General features: G+C 67.5%; 17 protein-coding genes. 8 read left to right on the top strand and 9 right to left on the bottom strand.

Annotated features, from left to right (window positions below):
• Nucleotides 1–55: 55 nt before the first annotated feature.
• The 3 genes from YM304_RS08210 to YM304_RS08200 form a co-directional block, all read right to left on the bottom strand.
• Entirely contained in the window at nt 56–601 is a 546-nt protein-coding gene (locus YM304_RS08210) for a MarR family transcriptional regulator (RefSeq protein WP_154723368.1), read from the bottom strand.
• Nucleotides 576–1,754, bottom strand: a complete 1,179-nt coding sequence (locus YM304_RS22230) for a lysylphosphatidylglycerol synthase transmembrane domain-containing protein (RefSeq protein WP_015441198.1) — start codon at nt 1,752–1,754, stop codon at nt 576–578. The genes YM304_RS08210 and YM304_RS22230 overlap by 26 nt, the downstream gene beginning before the upstream one ends.
• Nucleotides 1,755–1,818: 64 nt before the next feature.
• Nucleotides 1,819–3,225, bottom strand: coding sequence for an NAD-dependent malic enzyme (locus YM304_RS08200; RefSeq protein WP_015441197.1), 1,407 nt, complete (start codon nt 3,223–3,225; stop codon nt 1,819–1,821).
• Between the two features lie 155 nt (nt 3,226–3,380).
• Here YM304_RS08200 and YM304_RS08195 point away from each other — a divergent pair, with 155 nt between their 5' ends.
• Genes YM304_RS08195 through YM304_RS08175 form a run of 5 tightly spaced genes read left to right on the top strand, consistent with a single transcriptional unit; the run spans nt 3,381 to nt 9,877 of the window.
• Entirely contained in the window at nt 3,381–4,247 is an 867-nt protein-coding gene (locus YM304_RS08195) for an ABC transporter substrate-binding protein (RefSeq protein ID WP_015441196.1), read from the top strand.
• 37 nt (nt 4,248–4,284) lie between these two features.
• The gene (locus YM304_RS08190; RefSeq protein ID WP_015441195.1) at nt 4,285–5,118 is read left to right on the top strand and encodes an amino acid ABC transporter permease; all 834 of its coding nucleotides are present in this window, start codon (nt 4,285–4,287) and stop codon (nt 5,116–5,118) included.
• Complete coding sequence (locus YM304_RS08185; RefSeq protein ID WP_015441194.1) at nt 5,115–5,876, top strand: amino acid ABC transporter ATP-binding protein; 762 nt, start codon at nt 5,115–5,117, stop codon at nt 5,874–5,876. Before YM304_RS08190 ends, YM304_RS08185 begins: the two co-directional genes overlap by 4 nt.
• A gap of 46 nt (nt 5,877–5,922) precedes the next feature.
• Nucleotides 5,923–7,809, top strand: coding sequence for an SGNH/GDSL hydrolase family protein (locus YM304_RS08180; RefSeq protein ID WP_154723367.1), 1,887 nt, complete (start codon nt 5,923–5,925; stop codon nt 7,807–7,809).
• Between the two features lie 34 nt (nt 7,810–7,843).
• On the top strand, nt 7,844–9,877 hold the full coding sequence (locus tag YM304_RS08175; RefSeq protein WP_015441192.1) for an SGNH/GDSL hydrolase family protein: 2,034 nt from the start codon (nt 7,844–7,846) through the stop codon (nt 9,875–9,877).
• Between the two features lie 18 nt (nt 9,878–9,895).
• Here YM304_RS08175 and YM304_RS08170 read toward each other — a convergent pair whose 3' ends face one another.
• The gene (locus YM304_RS08170) at nt 9,896–10,732 is read right to left on the bottom strand and encodes a DUF1996 domain-containing protein (protein WP_015441191.1); all 837 of its coding nucleotides are present in this window, start codon (nt 10,730–10,732) and stop codon (nt 9,896–9,898) included.
• Nucleotides 10,733–10,734: 2 nt separating this feature from the next.
• The gene (locus YM304_RS08165) at nt 10,735–12,273 is read right to left on the bottom strand and encodes a right-handed parallel beta-helix repeat-containing protein (RefSeq protein WP_015441190.1); all 1,539 of its coding nucleotides are present in this window, start codon (nt 12,271–12,273) and stop codon (nt 10,735–10,737) included.
• Between the two features lie 127 nt (nt 12,274–12,400).
• Between YM304_RS08165 and YM304_RS08160 the strand changes: the two genes are divergently transcribed.
• Nucleotides 12,401–12,718, top strand: coding sequence for a DMT family transporter (locus YM304_RS08160; protein ID WP_015441189.1), 318 nt, complete (start codon nt 12,401–12,403; stop codon nt 12,716–12,718).
• Here the strand turns inward: YM304_RS08160 and YM304_RS08155 are convergent.
• From YM304_RS08155 to YM304_RS08140, 4 genes are all read right to left on the bottom strand, one after another.
• A complete protein-coding gene (locus YM304_RS08155; RefSeq protein WP_015441188.1) occupies nt 12,715–13,548 on the bottom strand; it encodes a molybdopterin-dependent oxidoreductase in 834 nt (277 codons plus the stop codon). The genes YM304_RS08160 and YM304_RS08155 overlap by 4 nt on opposite strands.
• A complete protein-coding gene (locus YM304_RS08150) occupies nt 13,545–14,306 on the bottom strand; it encodes a cytochrome b/b6 domain-containing protein (RefSeq protein WP_015441187.1) in 762 nt (253 codons plus the stop codon). The genes YM304_RS08155 and YM304_RS08150 overlap by 4 nt, the downstream gene beginning before the upstream one ends.
• Before the next feature lie 88 nt (nt 14,307–14,394).
• Nucleotides 14,395–14,892, bottom strand: coding sequence for a cupredoxin domain-containing protein (locus tag YM304_RS22225; protein ID WP_015441186.1), 498 nt, complete (start codon nt 14,890–14,892; stop codon nt 14,395–14,397).
• On the bottom strand, nt 14,889–16,526 hold the full coding sequence (locus YM304_RS08140; RefSeq protein ID WP_015441185.1) for a long-chain fatty acid--CoA ligase: 1,638 nt from the start codon (nt 16,524–16,526) through the stop codon (nt 14,889–14,891). The genes YM304_RS22225 and YM304_RS08140 overlap by 4 nt, the downstream gene beginning before the upstream one ends.
• A 41-nt stretch (nt 16,527–16,567) precedes the next feature.
• Between YM304_RS08140 and YM304_RS08135 the strand changes: the two genes are divergently transcribed.
• Together YM304_RS08135 and tpx are read left to right on the top strand one after the other, a co-directional pair.
• Complete coding sequence (locus YM304_RS08135) at nt 16,568–17,236, top strand: hypothetical protein (protein WP_015441184.1); 669 nt, start codon at nt 16,568–16,570, stop codon at nt 17,234–17,236.
• Nucleotides 17,237–17,281: 45 nt separating this feature from the next.
• Entirely contained in the window at nt 17,282–17,776 is a 495-nt protein-coding gene (tpx, locus tag YM304_RS08130; protein ID WP_015441183.1) for a thiol peroxidase, read from the top strand.
• Nucleotides 17,777–17,815 lie beyond the last annotated feature (39 nt).

The raw sequence follows: 17,815 nt of genomic DNA, 5'->3' as shown, positions 1-17,815 counted from the left end.
CCGCCGAACACATTCGAGAAGAATTCACGCAGAACAACCTACGTGATCGAATCGATTAAAAGCTTCCCTCGTGAGCACGATCGATGCCCTGGGTGAGGATGAGGTCTTCGTGGAGTTCCATCCACACGTCGTGGAAGCTGCCGCACATGACGCCGGTGAACATGTTGGTCTCGCCGCTGCGCACCTTCTCGAGCACGTTGCCGAGCCGGGTTGCGTAGGGGCTGAGGCGGTCGATGACGTCGCCCATCGCGCTCACGATCGGGCGTGCGACCTGGTCCATCTCGCCGAGTCGGGCGATGATCTCGGCGTCGTAGCCGGCGTCGGTGTGGTCGTTGGGTTCGCCGTTGCGGAGCTGCCAGTCGCCGCACAGCTGCTTGAAGTTCACGTTGACCTCGACGAATGCCGGGTAGTGGTCGCCGAGCGCAGCGACCGGGTCGATGCCCTCGAGGTCGCGAGCGAGTTCTTCGGCGTGCGCGGCGCGGCCGTCGGGCGTCAACTGCCAGAGCCCGCGGTTCTCGCGGAACTGCACGTGGCCAGCGCCGGAGAACTCGTCGAGATGGGCGTTGACGTCGGTGTCACGGTGTGTCGTGATGTCGACCAACGTGTCGATCGTCGCGAACCCCTTGATGCGCAAGGCGTGAAAGGTCCGGAAGTGAGGTGTCGAAGGATGGCCCATGAACTGCCAGTCTTGCCGGACGCACCTCCGTCGAACGAACCCGTCGGGTGCGGCCCATGCGCCAGGCGACGTAGAGCGCTGCACCGAAGGCGATCGGCAACACGTAGGTGAGGAACCGGTAGATCAGCACCCCGGCGAGCGCCGTCGTCGTGTCGACACCCGCCGCCATGAGCGCACCGGTGGTCCCGGCTTCGACGACACCGACGCCGCCGGGCGTGGGAGCGAACGTGCCGGCGAGGTGAGCGAGGAAGAACACCCGGAAGAACTCGGTGGCGCCGAGTTCGCTGCCGACTCCGAGTGAGCGCAGCGACACGAACAGGATGATGGCGCCGGTCGCCTGCGCCAGCAGCGTGCGGCTGAGCAACCACCACGGCCGACGGGCGATGGCCCGGAGTTCGGTGCGCACCTCCGACACGCCCGTGGCCGGATCGTGTGCTCCCACCGAGGGCAGTCGCCGAGCGATGCGGCCGAACAGCCCGCGCATCCGAGTCGACGCCCAGAGTTCGAGGCGGTCGGAGCGCAGGATCAGCGTCCAGAACACGGCCGAACCGGCCAGTACCGCCACGATCACCGAGGCGATGACGACGTCGGCGAACTGGATCGAGCGCTGTGTGAGGTCGATGCTGAGCGCCGCCAGAGGCAGCAGCCACGAGACGAACGAGGTGGCGATGCCGTAGGCGATGAGCATCGATGCGAACCGGGCCGGTCGCACGTCGCTCTCACGGCTGATCGACCAGCGCAGCGCCGTCCCGAGGGCCCCGCCGAGCGGTACACCCTTGCTCACGGCGGTGCCGACGTCGTGGATCGTGACGGCACGGCCGATCGCCACGTCGGTTCCGAGGAGTCGTCGCACGATGTTGGCGCGCGACCATCGTTCGTACACGGTGAGCGCTGCCAGTCCGGTGATGGCGAGGGCCGAGAGTCCGGCGATCTCTCCGAGCGCTCCCCCGATCGTGTTGCGTTGAACCCAGATCGCGAGCGTCAGCGCTCCGACGAGCACGGCGACCGCGGCGACGCGCACCACGGATGAGTTCGCTGCACGCGCTGTCACACCGTGTTCATCGGCGAGTCGGGTCACCGACTCAACGTAGAACGCGAGATTTCTGCGAGCCCACCGGAGCCCGTCTGTTTTCTGTTCGTTGTCAGTGCAGACGGCTGACGCCGTCGGCCTGGGCGGCCTCGGCGACGGCGGCGGCGACCCGCATCGACACCGAGCGGTCGAACACCGACGGCATGATGTTGGTGGCGGTGAGGTCGTCGTCCGACACCGAGTCGGCGATCGCCTTCGCTGCGGCCAGCTTCATGTTCTCGGTGATGTCGGACGCCCGAGCGTCGAGCGCACCTCGGAAGATGCCGGGGAAGGCGAGCACGTTGTTGATCTGGTTCGGGTAGTCGCTGCGGCCGGTGCCCATGACGCTCACGAGGTCGCCGACGAGTTCGGGCTTGATCTCGGGGTCGGGGTTGGCCATGGCGAACACGATCGGGTCGGTGTTCATGTTCTTGATGTCGTCGACGGTGAGGATGTCGGGAGCGCTCACCCCGATGAAGACGTCGACGCCGTGCATGACGTCGCTCAGCGAACCCTGGAGGCCATCGGGGTTGGTGTTCTCGGCGAACCACTGCTTCCAGGCGTTGAGCCCGTCACGACCGTCGTACACGGCGCCACGGCTGTCGACGCCGATGACCTTGCCGGCACCCGCACCCAGCAGGATCTTGCCGATGGCGACGCCGGCCGCGCCGACGCCCGAGATGACGATCGTCAGCTCGTCCATCTTCTTGCCGGTGAGACGCAGCGCGTTCTCGAGCGCAGCGAGGGTGACGACCGCGGTGCCGTGCTGGTCGTCGTGGAAGACCGGGATGTCGAGCGCTTCCTTCAGCGCTTCCTCGACCTGGAACGCGCCGGGGGCGGCGATGTCTTCGAGGTTGATGCCACCGAACGTCGGAGCGAGCCGGATGACGGTCTCGATGATCTCCTCGGGGGTGTTGACGTCGAGACAGATCGGGAACGCGTCGACGCCGGCGAACTCCTTGAACAGGAGCGCCTTGCCTTCCATGACGGGCATGGCTCCCTTGGGGCCGATGTCGCCGAGGCCGAGCACGGCGGTGCCGTCGGAGACGATGGCGACCGTGTTCTTGCGGATCGTGTACTCGTCGGCGAGCGTCTCGTCGGCGGCGATCGCGTTGCACACGCGGGCCACGCCCGGCGTGTACGCCATCGACAGGTCGTCCTGGTCGCCAACGGCGCACAGCGACAGGACTTCGATCTTGCCGCCTTCGTGCATGCGGAACGTCCGGTCGTGCCACTCTTCGAGCACGACGCCCTCGGTGGCCTCCACCGCGACGACGACCTCCTGCTGATGGTCGACGCTGCTGCAGTTGACGACGATGTCTCGTTCGAGTTCACGCCCCTTCGCCACGAAGCCTTCGATCGCGAAGATGTTGCCGCCTGCATCGCCGATGGCGGTGCACAGACGCCCGAGTACACCCGGAACGTTGTCGAGCGTGACGTCGAGCGAGATCGAATACTGCGTGGCCGGGGGGTTCGACATGGGCCGAAACGCTACTCGCCACTGCACGAGTTGCCTTGTATGCCGTCACGTATGCCGTCGCATGCGCGCCGACCGGTGTCGGCGGCGACGTGCCGAGTGAACAGCGGTGGCGAGTAGCGTTGACCGTTCGTGAACAACCAGCACAAGGAGACACCGTGCGACATTCCCTGACCAACAAGTTCCTCCCGGCCGTCGCGGTCGGCGCGCTCGTTCTCGCTGCGTGCGGAAGCGACGACGACGCGTCGAGCAGCGACGAGACGTCGAGCGGCGAATCCGACTGCGGCGCCACCGTCGAAGACGGTGTCCTCACGGTCGCCACCGGCGAGCCCGCCTTCTTCCCGTGGGTCATCGACGACGACCCGAGCAGCGGTGAAGGCTTCGAAGCAGCGGTGGCGTACGCCGTCGCCGCCGAGATGGGCTACGAAGGCGACGCCGTCAAGTGGGTGCGCACGACGTTCGACGAAGCGATCCAACCGGGCGCCAAGGACTTCGACATCAACCTGCAGCAGTACTCGATCACGCCTGAACGCCAGGAGAACATCGACATGTCGCTGCCGTACTTCACCAGCAACCAGGCGATCGTCGCGCTGTCGGGCTCGGCCGCCGAAGGCGCCACGAGCATCGCCGACCTCAAGGACGTGAAGTTCGGAGCCCAGGCCGGCACGACCTCGCTCCAGTTCATCACCGACGTCATCGAGCCGTCGTCGGAGCCGTTCGTCTACGACGACAACGTCGGCGCGAAGGCGGCGCTCGAAGCGAACCAGATCGACGCTGCCGTGTTCGACCTCCCGACCGCGCTGTACGTGTCGGCCGTCGAGATCGAGGGTTCGTCGGTCATCGGCCAGTTCCCGGCCGAAGCCGGCGGCACCACCGACGAGTTCGGCATGGTCCTGGCGAAAGACAGCGCGCTGACCGGTTGCGTCAACGACGCCATCACCGCCATCACGGCATCGGGTGCGCTGGCCGACATCAACGCCGAGTGGCTCGCCGACAACACCGGCGCCCCGGTCATCAGCGAATGACCCGGGCAGGTCGGCCGAGGGGTCGACGCCTCGGCCGATGAGCCAACTCACACGCCGACAGGAATACGAGCGAGGGCGACGCCGACGCGGCGCCGTCATCGCTTCGGCGAGCACGATCATCGTCGTCACGGCGGTGATCGTGCTCGTCCCGCGTTTCGAAGGATGGAGTCGGGTCCGCAAGGCGTTCTTCGACCGCGAGGTGTTCCTCGATTCGTTCCCCCGCCTCCTCGAAGCCTTCTGGCTCGACATCCAGATCTTCCTCTGGTCGACGCCGCTGATCTTCGCCCTCTCGCTGGCGATCGCCATCGCCCGCAACACGCGCTCCCCCGCCCTGTTCCCGCTGCGCGCCTTCGCCGTGATCTACACCGACGTCTTCCGCGGCGTGCCGGTGATCCTGATCATCTTCCTCATCGGGTTCGGCGTGCCCGGCCTGTTCGACTCGCGGGCGTGGAGCAACCCGCTCATCTGGGGCACGGTCGCGCTGGTGCTCTCGTACTCGGCGTACGTGTCGGAGGTGATCCGGGCCGGGATCGACAGCGTCCACGAGAGCCAGCGGGCTGCCGCTCGCTCGCTCGGCATGACCGGCAACCAGACCATGGCGAGCGTCGTGCTCCCCCAGGCCATGCGGCGCATCGTGCCACCGCTGATGAACAGCCTCGTGAGCCTGCAGAAAGACGTGGCGCTCGTCAGCCTGATCGGGCCGGTCGAGATCCTGCGACGAGCCGGCATCGAGAAGTCGAACTTCGCCAACTTCACGCCGTACCTCGGCGCCGCACTCATCTTCTTGATCCTGACGATCCCGTGCACACGACTCGCCGACTGGCTGCTCGCACGCGAGCGCCGCCGCACCGGAGCAACCGCCGTCGCATGAGCAGCAACCCGAGCAGTCACAAGATCTCCCTGCGCGCCGTCGAGAAGTCGTTCGGCGACACAGCCGTCCTGCGCGGCATCGACCTCGACGTCACCGACGGCGAGGTCATCACCCTCATCGGAGCATCGGGGTCGGGCAAGTCGACCCTGCTGCGCTGCATGAACCTCCTCGAACCGATCGACGACGGGGTCATCATGTTCGACGGTGTCGACATCGCCGAACCCGGGCTCGACGCCGACCCGATCCGTCGCCGCATCGGGATGATCTTCCAGAGCTTCAACCTGTTCCCACACATGAGCGTGGTCGACAACGTCGCGCTCGGCCCGCGCAAGGTGCTCAAGACCCCGAAGGCCGAGGCACGCTCACTCGCACGCGACCTGCTCGTGCGACTGGGCCTCGAAGCGCGCATCGACGCCTACCCCGATCAACTGTCGGGCGGTCAACAGCAGCGCGTCGCCATCGCACGGTCGCTCGCGATGGAACCCGAGGTGATGCTCCTCGACGAGATCACCTCGGCCCTCGACCCCGAACTCGTCGGCGAAGTGCTCGACGTGGTCCGCGACCTCAAGTCGCGCGGCATGACCATGCTCTTCGCCACCCACGAGATGGCGTTCGCGCGCGAGATCAGCGACCGCGTCTGTTTCCTCCACCACGGCCGCATCCTCGAGCAGGGAACCCCGACCGACATCTTCGGAGCACCGACCGAGCAACGCACCCAGGAGTTTCTCCAGCGCGTCATCGACGCCGGTCGTCTCTGACGCAGTGTCCGGCCGAGCTCATCGCTCGCCGATTACGGTGCACACGATGGGAAGATGGAGGGGCATCGCAACCGCGTTCACCATCGCGGCCAGTTTGGTGACCGGGTCGATCACGGTCGGTACGACTCCGGTGATCGAGGCGGCGTCCGACACCACCAGGCTCGTCCCGCTCGAACCGTGCCGACTCGCCGACACGCGATCTGGCGACGGCATCTCGACGATCAGCGGCCGACGCATGACGATTCGCCTCGGCCACTGCGGCATCCCCGACGATGCCACCGCGATCGTCGCCACGACCACGGTGATCTTCCCGCAGTCGCGCGGCTATCTGGTCGGCTATCCCGCAGGAACGGCCGAGCCGAACTCGGCCACGCTCAACTGGACCGCGGGCCGCACGTGGGGCAACTCGACCACGATCACCGTCGGCGACGATCGGAGTATCGAGTTCTACAAGAGCGACGGCTTCGGAACCGGCAACGTCACCGTCGATGTCACGGCCGCCTTCGTGCCCGCAGCGGAGGCCACCGCCGGCAGGTTCGTCCCGTTGCCCGCCGGACGACGCCTGCTCGACACTCGCTCGACCGCCACACCCGCCGCGGGTGACGTGACCACGGTGCCGATCCCCGACGGCATCCCCGCCGACGCCACCGCGCTGGCGGTCACGCTCACGGCCACCGACACCACAGGCCGCGGCTTCTTCACCCTGTACCCCAGCGGCGGTGAACGACCTGAGGCGTCGGCGCTCAACACCGACGGGGTGGGCCAGTTCCGCTCGGCGACGACGATCGTGCCGGTCGGCGAACTCGGTTTCGACATCTACCAGTCGATCGGCGCCGACGTCATCGTCGACATGACCGGATGGTTCACCGGCGAGTCCGCCACCTCGTCGGCCGACGGCCTGTTCGTCCCGCTCGCTCCGACTCGACTCCGCGACACCCGCCCAGAGGCGTCACCGATCCACCCCGGCGGGTCGATCGAGATCCCGATCGACCACGACGCCGCGGCCGTCGCGCTGAGCATGACGATGGCCGATCCCGACACCCGCGGCTACATCACGGCGCACGCTGCTCGCACCGAGCGCAGCGAGACGGCATCGGGCTACGGCTTTCCGTTCGAGAACACCGCACAGTTCGCCTTGACCGCAGTGTCCGGCACCGGTCTGTCGGTGTTCTCGGCCAACGGAACCGAACTCACCGTCGATCTCCTCGGCTGGTTCACCGGGACCCCGGCCCCCGAGACCACCGACTCGCCCGCACCCAACCCGGTCCCGCGCCAGCAGGTGCTCGCGATCGGCGACTCGTCGATGGCCGGAGTCGACCGCACGTTCGCGAACGGCGCGCTGCAGGGCGCCGACTTCACCTTCCTCGCACGGTCGTGTCGACGCCTCGTGCGCGAGTCGTGCAACGGGCGAGAGGGGCCGATTCCGCCACCCACCGCCTACCAGACCCTGAGCGGCGTGGGCTACAAGCAGTTCGACGCACTGGTGATGATGACCGGGTACAACGACATCATGCCGGGCTTCTCGTCCGATGTGCCCCAGATCGTGGCCCTCGCTCGAGCGAAGGGCATCCGTCGCATCGTGTGGCTCACCATGGCCCGCGAGTTCCGCACCGACAAGGGCGGCCCGGGCGCGTACCAGGTGTACCAGTTCCACAACGACGTCATCCGGGCCAACGCCGCGGCGCACGACTTCATGTATGCGATCGAGTGGTCGTCGATCGTCCGGCAGGTGCCGTGGTGGACCTACTCCGACGGCATCCACCTCGATCGACCGGGCGGCTACGGGGCGGCCGACCTCATCTCGCGCTCGGTCGCCCACGTCACCGGCCAACCGTGCCCACAGCCCGAACGGCCCGGCGGAACCACCGATGGCGTGTGCCCCGACCCCGGCACACGTCCACCGATCGACGTGCGGACCCTCTACGGAATCTGACGATCGGCCGTCGACAGGACTACGGTCGCCGACGATGGTTCATCGGTCTCAGCGCATCGGCCCGTCGCCGGTCACTCGAACCATCGCCACCGTGCTCACGCTGACGGTGGCGCTGCTCGCGGCAACGCTCGCCGTGCCTGCGCCCGCTGCCGCCGCTCCCCCACTTCCCGACGACACCGGCGTCGACGCCACGAGCCGCTACCGAGCTCTCGAACCGTGCCGACTGGCCGACACGAGAAACGGCACCGGGTTCGTCGCCGTCGACGACCGGACGAGCCGCGTCGATCTCCAGCGCTGCGAGATTCCCTCGACCGCAACGGCGATCGTCGCGACGACCACGATCGTCAACGCCACACGCGGCGGATGGCTGGTCGCCTACCCGAGCGGTACGGCGCGACCCGACGCCGCCACGCTCAACTGGTCGGCCGGGATGACCCGGGGCAACTCCGCGACGATCGCCGCCGGCGACGACTTCGCGATCGAACTGTTCCGCAGCGACGGCGCGGGCAACGGCCACGTGGTCATCGACGTCGTCGGCGCGTTCGTCCCGGCCGAGACGTCAGCGCGTGGCCGGTTCGTGGCCGCCGACGACGGCACTCGCCTGCTCGACACGCGCGACGCCTCGGCAGCGCCGACACGGCCCACGACTCACCGAGTCGGGCTCCCCGAGTCGGTCCCGGCCGGTGTCGACGCACTCGCGGTCACGTTCACGCTCGTCGACACCACCGCTCCGACGTATCTCACCGCCTACGCAGCCGGCGGCGAACGTCCTCTGGCCTCGGTGCTCAACGCCGACGGTGCCGGCCAGTTCCGTTCGGCAGCGACGATCGTGCCCGTCTCCGACGACGGCTTCGACGTGTTCGTCTCGGCGGGAAGCCACGTGGTGATCGACATGACCGGCTGGTTCACCGGACCGTCCGCCGACGTCTCGGCCGACGGCCTGTTCGTCGCCATCGCACCACAACGGCTGCGCGACACGCGGTCCGAACCCCAAGCGCTCTACGACGGCGGCAGCACCGAGATCCTGCCGCCCGCCGACCTGATCGGCGACGGCTCCACCGGGCCGGCGGCGCTCGCCTTCAGCATGACGATGGTCGGCGCCGACGACCGCGGCTACGTCACCGCCTACGCCGCCCGCACCGAGCGACCCGCGATCGCGTCGGGCTACAGCCTGCGCAACCAGGTGACCGCCCAGTTCGCGCTCACTCCGGTCTCGGAGTTCGGGCTCGCGTTCTTCACCGAGCAGGGCACCGACGTCACCGTCGACCTGCTCGGATGGTTCACCGGGCCTCCTGCCACCGCCACCGAGACCGAGCCGGCACCGAATCCCCAACGCCCACTTCGCGTACTGGCCGTCGGCGACTCGACGATGGCCGGCGTCCGCTGGTATCGGGCGCTCGGGGCACTGACCGGGGCATCGTGGACGTTCGCCGGAGAATCGTGTCGGCGACTCGTTCGCTGGTCGTGCAACGGCCGCGAGGACCGAACCCCACCGACTGCGCTGCGCACCATCGAGACGATGCCCGACGTGTTCGACGTGCTGGTGATGATGACCGGCTACAACGACCGCGCCAACACCTTCGAAGCCGACCTCGAACGGATCATGGCCGCGGCGCGAGCGCAGGGCATCCGGCGGGTGGTCTGGCTGTCGTACTCACGGGAGTTCCGTTCCGACAAAGGTGGGCCCGGCGCATCGCAGGTCTACGAGTTCCACAACGTGTTGCTGCGGGCAGCGGCCGAACGTCACGACGACCTCGTCGTGGCCGAGTGGGCCACCGTGGCCCGCAACCGGCCCGAGTGGGTGCACTACGACGGCATCCACTTCACCGATGACGGCGCGTACGGCAATGCCGACTTCATGTCACGGGCGGTTGCCCATGCCACCGGACAGCCGTGCCCCCTGCCCTACACCGTCGGCGGCGAACTGACCGAGGTCTGCGCCGACCCCGGGACCGTGCCGTCTCCGGACGTGCGCTCGCTGTACGGGTTCGTCGACACCGTCACCCAGTGTTGGGAAGTCGGTCCGAGCCGCACCGTCGAGTGCGTGCAGGACCCGTACACGTACTGACGGGCCGAGCGAGCGGGTTCAGCCGCTGACGCCGCACACCAGGTCGCGGTTGAGGCACAACGCCACCTCCCGTTCGAGCTTCTCCTGATCCCAGGTGTTCCAGAAGTCGGCGTGGGCGGTGGCCGTGTCGCCGGAACTGAGCGACAAGCCCTCGGCGGGCACCGGCGGGAAGTCGATCGCCATCTGCAACTGCGGAATCGCTATCGGATGCGACTCGGGGCACCCGTTGCTGCTGTAGCGCACATGTGCCCCCGACCCGAACGAGGTCAGGCGCGACCCGTCCCAACAGTCGGGGAAGGTGAGCCACAACCGCAGCGTGGAGTCCTCGCGGCAGTCCTGCGGCCGATCGGTCCGCTGGGCACCGCTGCCGCAGCCCCACGCCACGACGTCGATCGACTGCACCTCCTCGGCCTGCGAGTCGCCGGCGATCATCATGAAGCCCGGCGGGTACGCCACGACGTCCTGAGGCGCGATACCGTCGCCCGGTCGGTAGTACGCCGTCATCGACAGTGCATCGATGCGCTCGCCGGTCGGGCCGAGCAGCGTCGGCGACCAGTACGAAGCGGTGTCGAGTCGTTGATCACAGCTCGTGTCGGCACCGATCGCCCGCTCGTAGCCGGGGTCGGAGTTCGTGGCGCTGTTGCCGAAGAACTGGTGCTGGTGACTCAGCCCCGGTTGCCACGGCAGCACGATCGGGTCGTCGAACGCGATGTGGCTCACCTCGCACTCGACGATGAACTGCGCGACGCGACCCTGCGGCCCGACCCGCGCCGGATCGGGGTCACCGGAGACCGGCTCGTCGGCGCTCGACGCGCACGCCCCGAGCAGCAGTGCTGCGGCGAGAAGCCGTTTCACGCTCAGCCGTCGGCGACGGGTGTGGTGATGGCGTCGGTGTCGATCGCGAACGGCACGTCGGTGGCCGGCTGTGCCGGAGCCGTTGCGGCGTCGGGCATGTCGTCGAGGTCGGGCAACGGCGGCAGCGGCGCGGTCTCGTAGTCGACGGGCTCGGGCCGGGAATCGACCTCGCCGAGCCAACGCAACACGTTGAGCGCCTCGGTCTCCCAGACGGCATCGTCGGGAGCGGCGGCGTCGGTACCGCACGGAGCGATCGTCTCGAGCGCGGCGGGGGCGCTGGTTGCGAACGTGTTGCCCGACCAGCAGTTGCGCAGTTCGCCCGTCGGCTGGCCGACGCCTTCGACAGCGAGGTCGGCCTCACGGCTGTCGCTCACGACGTTGTCGCTGATGACGTTGTCGAACGAGTCCCACAGCAGCGATTCGGGGATCTCGGTCGCCGGCGGTTCGAGGCGCTGCTCGCTGCACGGCGTGTCCCACTCGGACTGCTCGGGGATGTCGTCGTTGGCACCTTCTTCGAGGAACGGGACGAGGCCGATGCCGGTGCGATCGTGGTCGTACACGAGGTTGCGTTCGACGGTGTTGCCCACACCGCCGGGGATCAGGATGCCGTTGCCCATCGCGAGGATCGCGACATCGATGGCCGGCGTGTCGGGCTGGTTGTTGGAATACACCGTGTTGCCCACGATGAGGTTCTGGCGCTGCGGGTAGCAGAGCTCGTACGAGCCGGAGTTCGGCACGATGCCCGCACGATTGTTGTTGAACCGCGAGTTGGCGATGATCAGGTTGCCCCCGGCGTTGGTGCCGGAGTACCCGAGTCCGTTGTGCTCGGAGATGACGTTGTCGACGACGGCGTCGCACGGGTAGCACTGCCCGATGTAGAAGCCGGCGTCGGGGCTTCCGGCGCCGTACGAGTGCTCGATCTGCCCGGTGACGGAGTCGAACGCGTAGATGCCGTAGTCGCCGTTTCGGTAGGCGGTGACGTACGAGGCGCGATAGCCGTCGACGCCGGTGAAGAACACGCCGTTGTCGGTGTAGTTCTGCACGGTGAGGTTCTCGACGGCGACCCCGCGTGCACCGAGCACGCGGATGCCGTTGTCGAGTTCGAACTGGCCGTCGAGCACGACGCCTTCGCGTTCGAGGCCGCGGATCACGATCTCGTCGGTGACGACGTTGACCGCTTCGTTGTACGTGCCCGGCGCGATGAGCACGAGGTCGCCCGGCTGGGCGGCGTCGACCGCTTCGGTGATCGTGGTGAACTCGGCGGGTACGTCGAGCACCCCGTCGTCACCGGGTCCGGGGGCGTCGGTCGCCGGCGGGTCGGTCGGCTCGGGTTCGGGCGCGTCGGTCGCGGGCGGGTCGGTCGGTTCCGGTTCGGGCGCGTCGGTCGCCGGCGGGTCGGTCGGCTCGGGTGCCGCCGTCCCGACCGCTTCCGGCTCGTCGGCCAGGTTGGCGCTGCCGTCGCTCCCACCACACGCGGCAACGAGCATCGCTGCCCCGATGGCGAGTGTCACTGCCTTGAATCCACGTGCTCGAGTCTGCATCGAGGCCGAGAGTATCGTGCCGAGCAGATGCGGCCGGTATCGTCGGCGTCGAGCGGTGCGCCACGCATCGCTCCCGACGAGGGCGCACCGTACCGGCAAGCACGACGGGCGCAGGAGCATCATCGTCATGGCTTGGTTCGTCCTGATCGTCGCGGGACTCTTCGAAGTCGCGTGGGCGAGTCTGCTCGGCACCACGAAAGGGTTCACCCGGCCGCTTCCGACCGTCGGGTTTGTCGTCACGCTCGCGATCAGCATGTATCTGCTGAGCGTCGCCACGCGCACGATCCCGGTCGGCACGGGTTACGCGGTGTGGGTCGGCATCGGCGCGCTCGGCGCGTTCTTGGTCGGCGTGTTCGTCAAAGGCGACGAGACCAACGTCGCTCAGATGATCGCGATGCTCGCCCTCGTCGCCTCGATCGTCGCGGTCAAGTTCACCGCCGCCTAGAAACCGGCGTGGAGGTCGTAGCCGCGGTCGGTCCAGTAGTCGGTGGGCGTGTCGTTGGTGAACTCGATCGACCCGATGCGCTTCAACTGCTTGATGCCGTACTTCAGCGGCGTGACGATCCGGATCGGAGCGCCGTGGGCTGCGGTCAAGTCGACCCCGTTCAGTTGCCAGGCGAGCAACGTCTGAGCGTGCAGCATCGTGTAGTTCTCGATCGCCGAGCTGTAGTCACGGCGAACGGTGGGCGTGCGCTGACGCGGCGTCCGCAGCACCATCCACTCCGCCGACGCCTGTTCGGGCGCGTACCGTTCGAGCACGTCGGAGAATCGGACGCCGGTCCAGTGGACGATGTTCGCCCAGCCTTCGATGCACTTGTGTTCCCACACCATGTCGTGGACCTCGAAGTCGGACTTGATCGACGCCAGCGGGATCGGGGCGAGATCCGAGCCATCGGTGCCCGTCAGGTTGATCTCCCACGCTGCGGCCTCGTCGTCGGGAATCTCGATGTAGTCACCCGATCCGTCTTCGAGCCCGTGGTCGCCGTTGACCCGCAGCGCTTCGCGATCCGAGATGGCGAACGTACGAGCGCGGGCTCCGTCGCGTTCGAGCTTGCTCCACACCGCGGCGTTGACGTCGAGACCGCTGCGCAGCACGTCGGGGATACCCCGTTCCTCCGGGCGGTTCTGGATGGTGCGGAAGCCGAGATAGGCCCCGACACCGAGTGCTCCGAACGAGAGGAACGCTCGTCGAGAGCGCTTCGTGTACTCCGCTCGGTCGATGATCTCACCGTCGTCGGTGAGTTCACGCAGGTGGCGTTCGCGATCGGAGGTCATGTGTCGACGCTCCCTTTCTGCTCGTCGTCGACCGGTGGCAGCAGCTCGCTTCGCCGCTCCAGTCGGTACCCGGTGATGATCGACGTGAAGTTGCGCCAGCCGGCACGGGCGACCTGCACGAGGTGCACGAAGAAGAACAAGATGAGCAGCACCGTCACCGAGAAGTGGATGAACCGTGCGTGGTCGTAGCCACCGAATGCGGCTTCGAGCAGTGCGAGTTGCCCGGGCTTGTAGATCGCGAACCCGGTGGCGACCAGCACCGCCGCCAACACGATGACGGCCGTGTAGGTGAGCTGCTGCATGGCGTTGTACTTGCCCTGCGGCGGCGCCTCGTCACGCAGGTGCAGGTCGTGGAGCACCACCTTCGACGCATCCTTCACGCCCTGAGTGTCCGGGATCAGGTAGCGCCAGTTGCCGTTGCGCGACAGGTGGATCGCATAGGCCACCCCGTTCGCGACGAAGAACCAGCCGAACACGAGGTGGAAGGCGATCCCCTTCGCCAGCTTGCGTTCGAGTTCGAGGAACCCGTTCACCCCGTCGGGCCAGAACTCGAAGAGCTCCCAGCCGAAGAAACCGAACGCGTACGGGTCGCGCAGATCGGCCCAGTAGATGCGCATGCCGCTCCACATCATCACCATGAGCACGGGGAAGTTGATCCAGTGCATCCAGCGCAGCGCGAGCGAGTGCTTCTTCTTGGCGACGAGTTCCGCGCCGTCCGACGTCGACACGTCGGTGGATGAGTCGTCGAGCGAGGTCACGTCGGCGACGCTACGACACTTCGGCCGCCGTGCGCCGGATGACCGCTCGCGGTTGTGCGGCCGTTTCGAATTGGTTGTCGACCCGTTGTCAGGCGGGAGCGTTGACGATGACGGTGCCGATCATCCCGGCGTTCTGGGTGCCGTGGATCGAGCAGTAGTACGGGAACACACCGGGCGTGTCGAACACGTACGAGTACTCGTCCCCCGGTGTGAAGTCCTCGCGCTCCACCCGGAATCCGGCGAACGCGGCAACTTCGTCGACGGGCAGCACGTTGTGCTCGTTGCGTCCGCCGTTGACCCAGAGCACCTCGGTGCCGGCGTCGATCTCGATCGTCTCGAGACGGAACGTGTTGTCGAGCGATCGGACCTCGACCACCTCGCCGTTCGGGGCGAACGTGGTCGGCTCGGGCGGCGCCGGGGGCTCCCCGTCGGCCGCAGGCTCGGACTCGACCGGGACCGTGGTGGCCGGCAGCGGGGCGCGGGTGGCGGGTGGGGCCTCGACGGTGTACACGTCGTGAGGGTCGGGTGCGCACGCGCTCCCCACGAGCGCCGCGGCCGCGAGGCCGACTCGGATCAGCGTCTTCATTGGTTCATCAACACGTCGCCGAATTCGGACCGCAGGTCCTTCTTCGAGAACTTGCCGACGCTGGTCTTGGGGACCTCGTCGATCCACACCACGCTCTTCGGAAGCTGCCACTTGGCGACCTTGCCGTCGAGGAACTCGAGGATCGACGCTTCGGTCACCTCGGCGCCCGGCGCCTTGACCACGCAGGCGACCGCGGCTTCGCCCCACTTGGGGTGCGTGACGCCGATGACCGCGGCCTCGGCGACGTCGGGGTGCGCCATGATCTCGTTCTCGAGTTCGACGGAGCTGATCCACTCGCCGCCCGACTTGATGAGGTCTTTGGTGCGGTCGACGAGCCGAATGCGACCGCGCTCGTCGACGGCGGCGACGTCACCGGTCTTGAGCCAACCGTCGGCGGTGAAGCTCTCGGAGCTGCGCGGATCGTCGTAGTAGTCGGCAGCGATCCAGTTGCCGCGGCACTGGAGTTCTCCGCTCGACTCGCCGTCCCACGGCTGCGGTTCGAGCGTCTCGGGATCGACGACGCGAGCCTCCACACCGAAGCTGATGCGACCGACCTGTGTGCGCAGCTCGGCCTGCTCGTCGATCGAGAGCTGTGTCTGGTCGGCGTCGAGATGGCACACCGACGCGATCGGGCTGGTCTCGGTCATCCCCCACGCCTGCAGGATCGGCAGGCCGAGCTGCTCGCGGTATCCCTCCGACAGCGACTTCGGCACCGCCGAGCCACCGCACGGAATCGAGCGCAGCGACGACGTGTCCTTGCCCTTCAGTTCGGGCAGCACGGCCATCCAGATCGTCGGCACGCCGGCGGCGACCGTGACGCGCTCGTCGACGATCAACTTCGCCACGGCGGGCCCCGACAGGTCGGGACCGGGCATCACCAGCGTGGCGCCAGTAGCGACCGCGGCGTGCGCGAGCCCCCACGCGTTGGCGTGGAACATCGGCACCACCGGGAGGATCACGTCGGACTCGCGGGCGCCGAGGCTGTCGACCATCATGGCGCCCATCGTGTGCAGGAACGTCGAACGGTGGGTGTAGACGACGCCCTTCGGGTTGCCGGTCGTGCCACTCGTGTAACACATGCTCGCGGCACGACGCTCGTCGGTGATCTCGGGGAAGTCGATCGGTTCCTCCGCCGCGAGCAGCGCTTCGTAGTCGTGGACCTGCACGTCGACGCCGAGGGCGCCCTGGTCGGGCAGGCCAGCGCCCGAGTCGTCCATGATCACGAGGTGCTTCAGCCGCTCGAACGTCGGCAACAGCGGGGTGAGCAGGCCCATGAGCGAGTTGTCGATGAAGATCACCTCGTCGTCGGCGTGGTTGACGATGTAGGTGAGCTGCTCGGGGAACAGGCGGATGTTGAGCGTGTGGAGCACCCGACCGGTGCAGGGAGCAGCGAAGTACAGCTCGAGGTGGCGGGCGGTGTTCCACGCGAAGGTGGCGACGCGGCCGTCGGCCGAGATGCCGAGGGTGTCGAGCACGCCGGCGAGTTGACGCGTCCGGCGCGCCCACTGCCCATAGGTGGTGCGTTCGACGCCCTGCGGCGTCGCCGTGATGATCTCCTTGTGCCCGTGGTACTTCTCGGCACGATCGAAGAGATGTGTGATCGTCAACGGAACGTCTTGCATCAGCCCTTGCATGGGCGCCGAAGATAGCGCAACACGGCTACCGTCAGGGCTTCGTGAGCGACGCCACTCTCCCCGACCCGATTGGCGACCCGGTCGCTCTCCCGACCCCGCACGTCCGGCCGCGGTGGGCTCCGCTCACCCTTGCCGCGTTCGTCGGCCTCGTGATCTGCACGAACATCGCGAACGCGACCTGGCCCAAGCTGACCGACGTCGACAGTCCGAACCCCGAACTGCTGCTGCTCCTGTCGTCGCGCAACCGCTACCTGGCGTTCGCGCTCGGTTCCGACGTGTCGATTCCGGCGTACATCGCCATCGGATTTCTCCGCATCATGGCGGCGTTCCTCGTCTGTCACCTGATCGGACGGGCCTACTCCAACGACGCGATCGGCTGGTTCAAGAAGTACCTCGGGTTCAACGAGGAAGCCGAACGGACCTTCGATGCCGGCTTCCAGAAGGCCGAGTGGGCGCTGATCCCGATCTTCGCCGGCTCGAACATCGTCGGCGTGCTCACCGGTGTTCGACGAACGCCCTGGACGAAGTTGCTGCCGCTCCTCACGATCGGCATCGCCGGACGCATGGCGATGATGTGGTGGCTCTCCCGCTTCTTCGAAGACGAACTCGACAGCTTCCTCGGATTCACCACCCGCTACCAGTGGTGGTTCCTGATCGGTTCGGTCGGCCTCGTCGTGCTCGTCAACCTGAAGAACATGCGTCGTCGCTGAGCGTGGCGTCGAGACGATCGCCCGCTGCTGGCTACAGTCTCGACCATGGCTGAAGTCACTCTCGGGGGCAACCCCGTCCACACGTCCGGCGAGCTTCCCGAAGTCGGAAGCTCCGCACCCGCATTCACCCTCACCGGGTCCGATCTCGGCGACGTCTCGGCGTCCGACTTCGAGGGCAAGAATCTCGTCCTCAACATCTTCCCGTCGGTCGACACGCCGACCTGCGCCACTAGCGTGCGCACCTTCAACGAGCGGGCCGCTTCACTCGACAACACCGAGGTGCTCTGCGTCTCGGCCGACCTGCCGTTCGCCCAGGGCCGGTTCTGCGGCGCCGAAGGCATCGACAACGTCAAGACGGCGTCGACGTTCCGCTCGTCGTTCGGCGCCGACTACGGCATCGACCTCACCGACGGACCACTCGCCGGCGTTCTCTCGCGCGCTGTCGTGGTCGTCGGCCCCGACGGCACCGTCAAGCACACCGAGCTCGTCGGCGAGATCGCACAAGAGCCCGACTACGACGCTGCGCTCGGCGCCATCTGATCGGCGTTGCATGCGGCGTCGCGCCTGGCAACGCGACGC

The organism is Ilumatobacter coccineus YM16-304 (assembly GCF_000348785.1).
GTDB lineage: Bacteria > Actinomycetota > Acidimicrobiia > Acidimicrobiales > Ilumatobacteraceae > Ilumatobacter_A > Ilumatobacter_A coccineus.
Note: the sequence above shows the minus strand (reverse complement) of the source record. Positions and strands in the feature narration are given on the sequence as shown.

Excerpts from the sequence above, each read along its gene's own strand:
- YM304_RS08200 (WP_015441197.1), bottom strand. The coding sequence starts at position 3,225 with ATGTCGAACCCCCCGGCCACGCAGTATTCGATCTCGCTCGACGTCACG.
- YM304_RS08190 (WP_015441195.1), top strand. The coding sequence starts at position 4,285 with ATGAGCCAACTCACACGCCGACAGGAATACGAGCGAGGGCGACGCCGA.
- YM304_RS08185 (WP_015441194.1), top strand. The coding sequence starts at position 5,115 with ATGAGCAGCAACCCGAGCAGTCACAAGATCTCCCTGCGCGCCGTCGAG.
- YM304_RS08180 (WP_154723367.1), top strand. The coding sequence starts at position 5,923 with ATGGGAAGATGGAGGGGCATCGCAACCGCGTTCACCATCGCGGCCAGT.
- YM304_RS08175 (WP_015441192.1), top strand. The coding sequence starts at position 7,844 with ATGGTTCATCGGTCTCAGCGCATCGGCCCGTCGCCGGTCACTCGAACC.
- YM304_RS08165 (WP_015441190.1), bottom strand. The coding sequence starts at position 12,273 with ATGCAGACTCGAGCACGTGGATTCAAGGCAGTGACACTCGCCATCGGG.
- YM304_RS08160 (WP_015441189.1), top strand. The coding sequence starts at position 12,401 with ATGGCTTGGTTCGTCCTGATCGTCGCGGGACTCTTCGAAGTCGCGTGG.
- YM304_RS08155 (WP_015441188.1), bottom strand. The coding sequence starts at position 13,548 with ATGACCTCCGATCGCGAACGCCACCTGCGTGAACTCACCGACGACGGT.
- YM304_RS22225 (WP_015441186.1), bottom strand. The coding sequence starts at position 14,892 with ATGAAGACGCTGATCCGAGTCGGCCTCGCGGCCGCGGCGCTCGTGGGG.
- YM304_RS08140 (WP_015441185.1), bottom strand. The coding sequence starts at position 16,526 with ATGCAAGGGCTGATGCAAGACGTTCCGTTGACGATCACACATCTCTTC.
- tpx (WP_015441183.1), top strand. The coding sequence starts at position 17,282 with ATGGCTGAAGTCACTCTCGGGGGCAACCCCGTCCACACGTCCGGCGAG.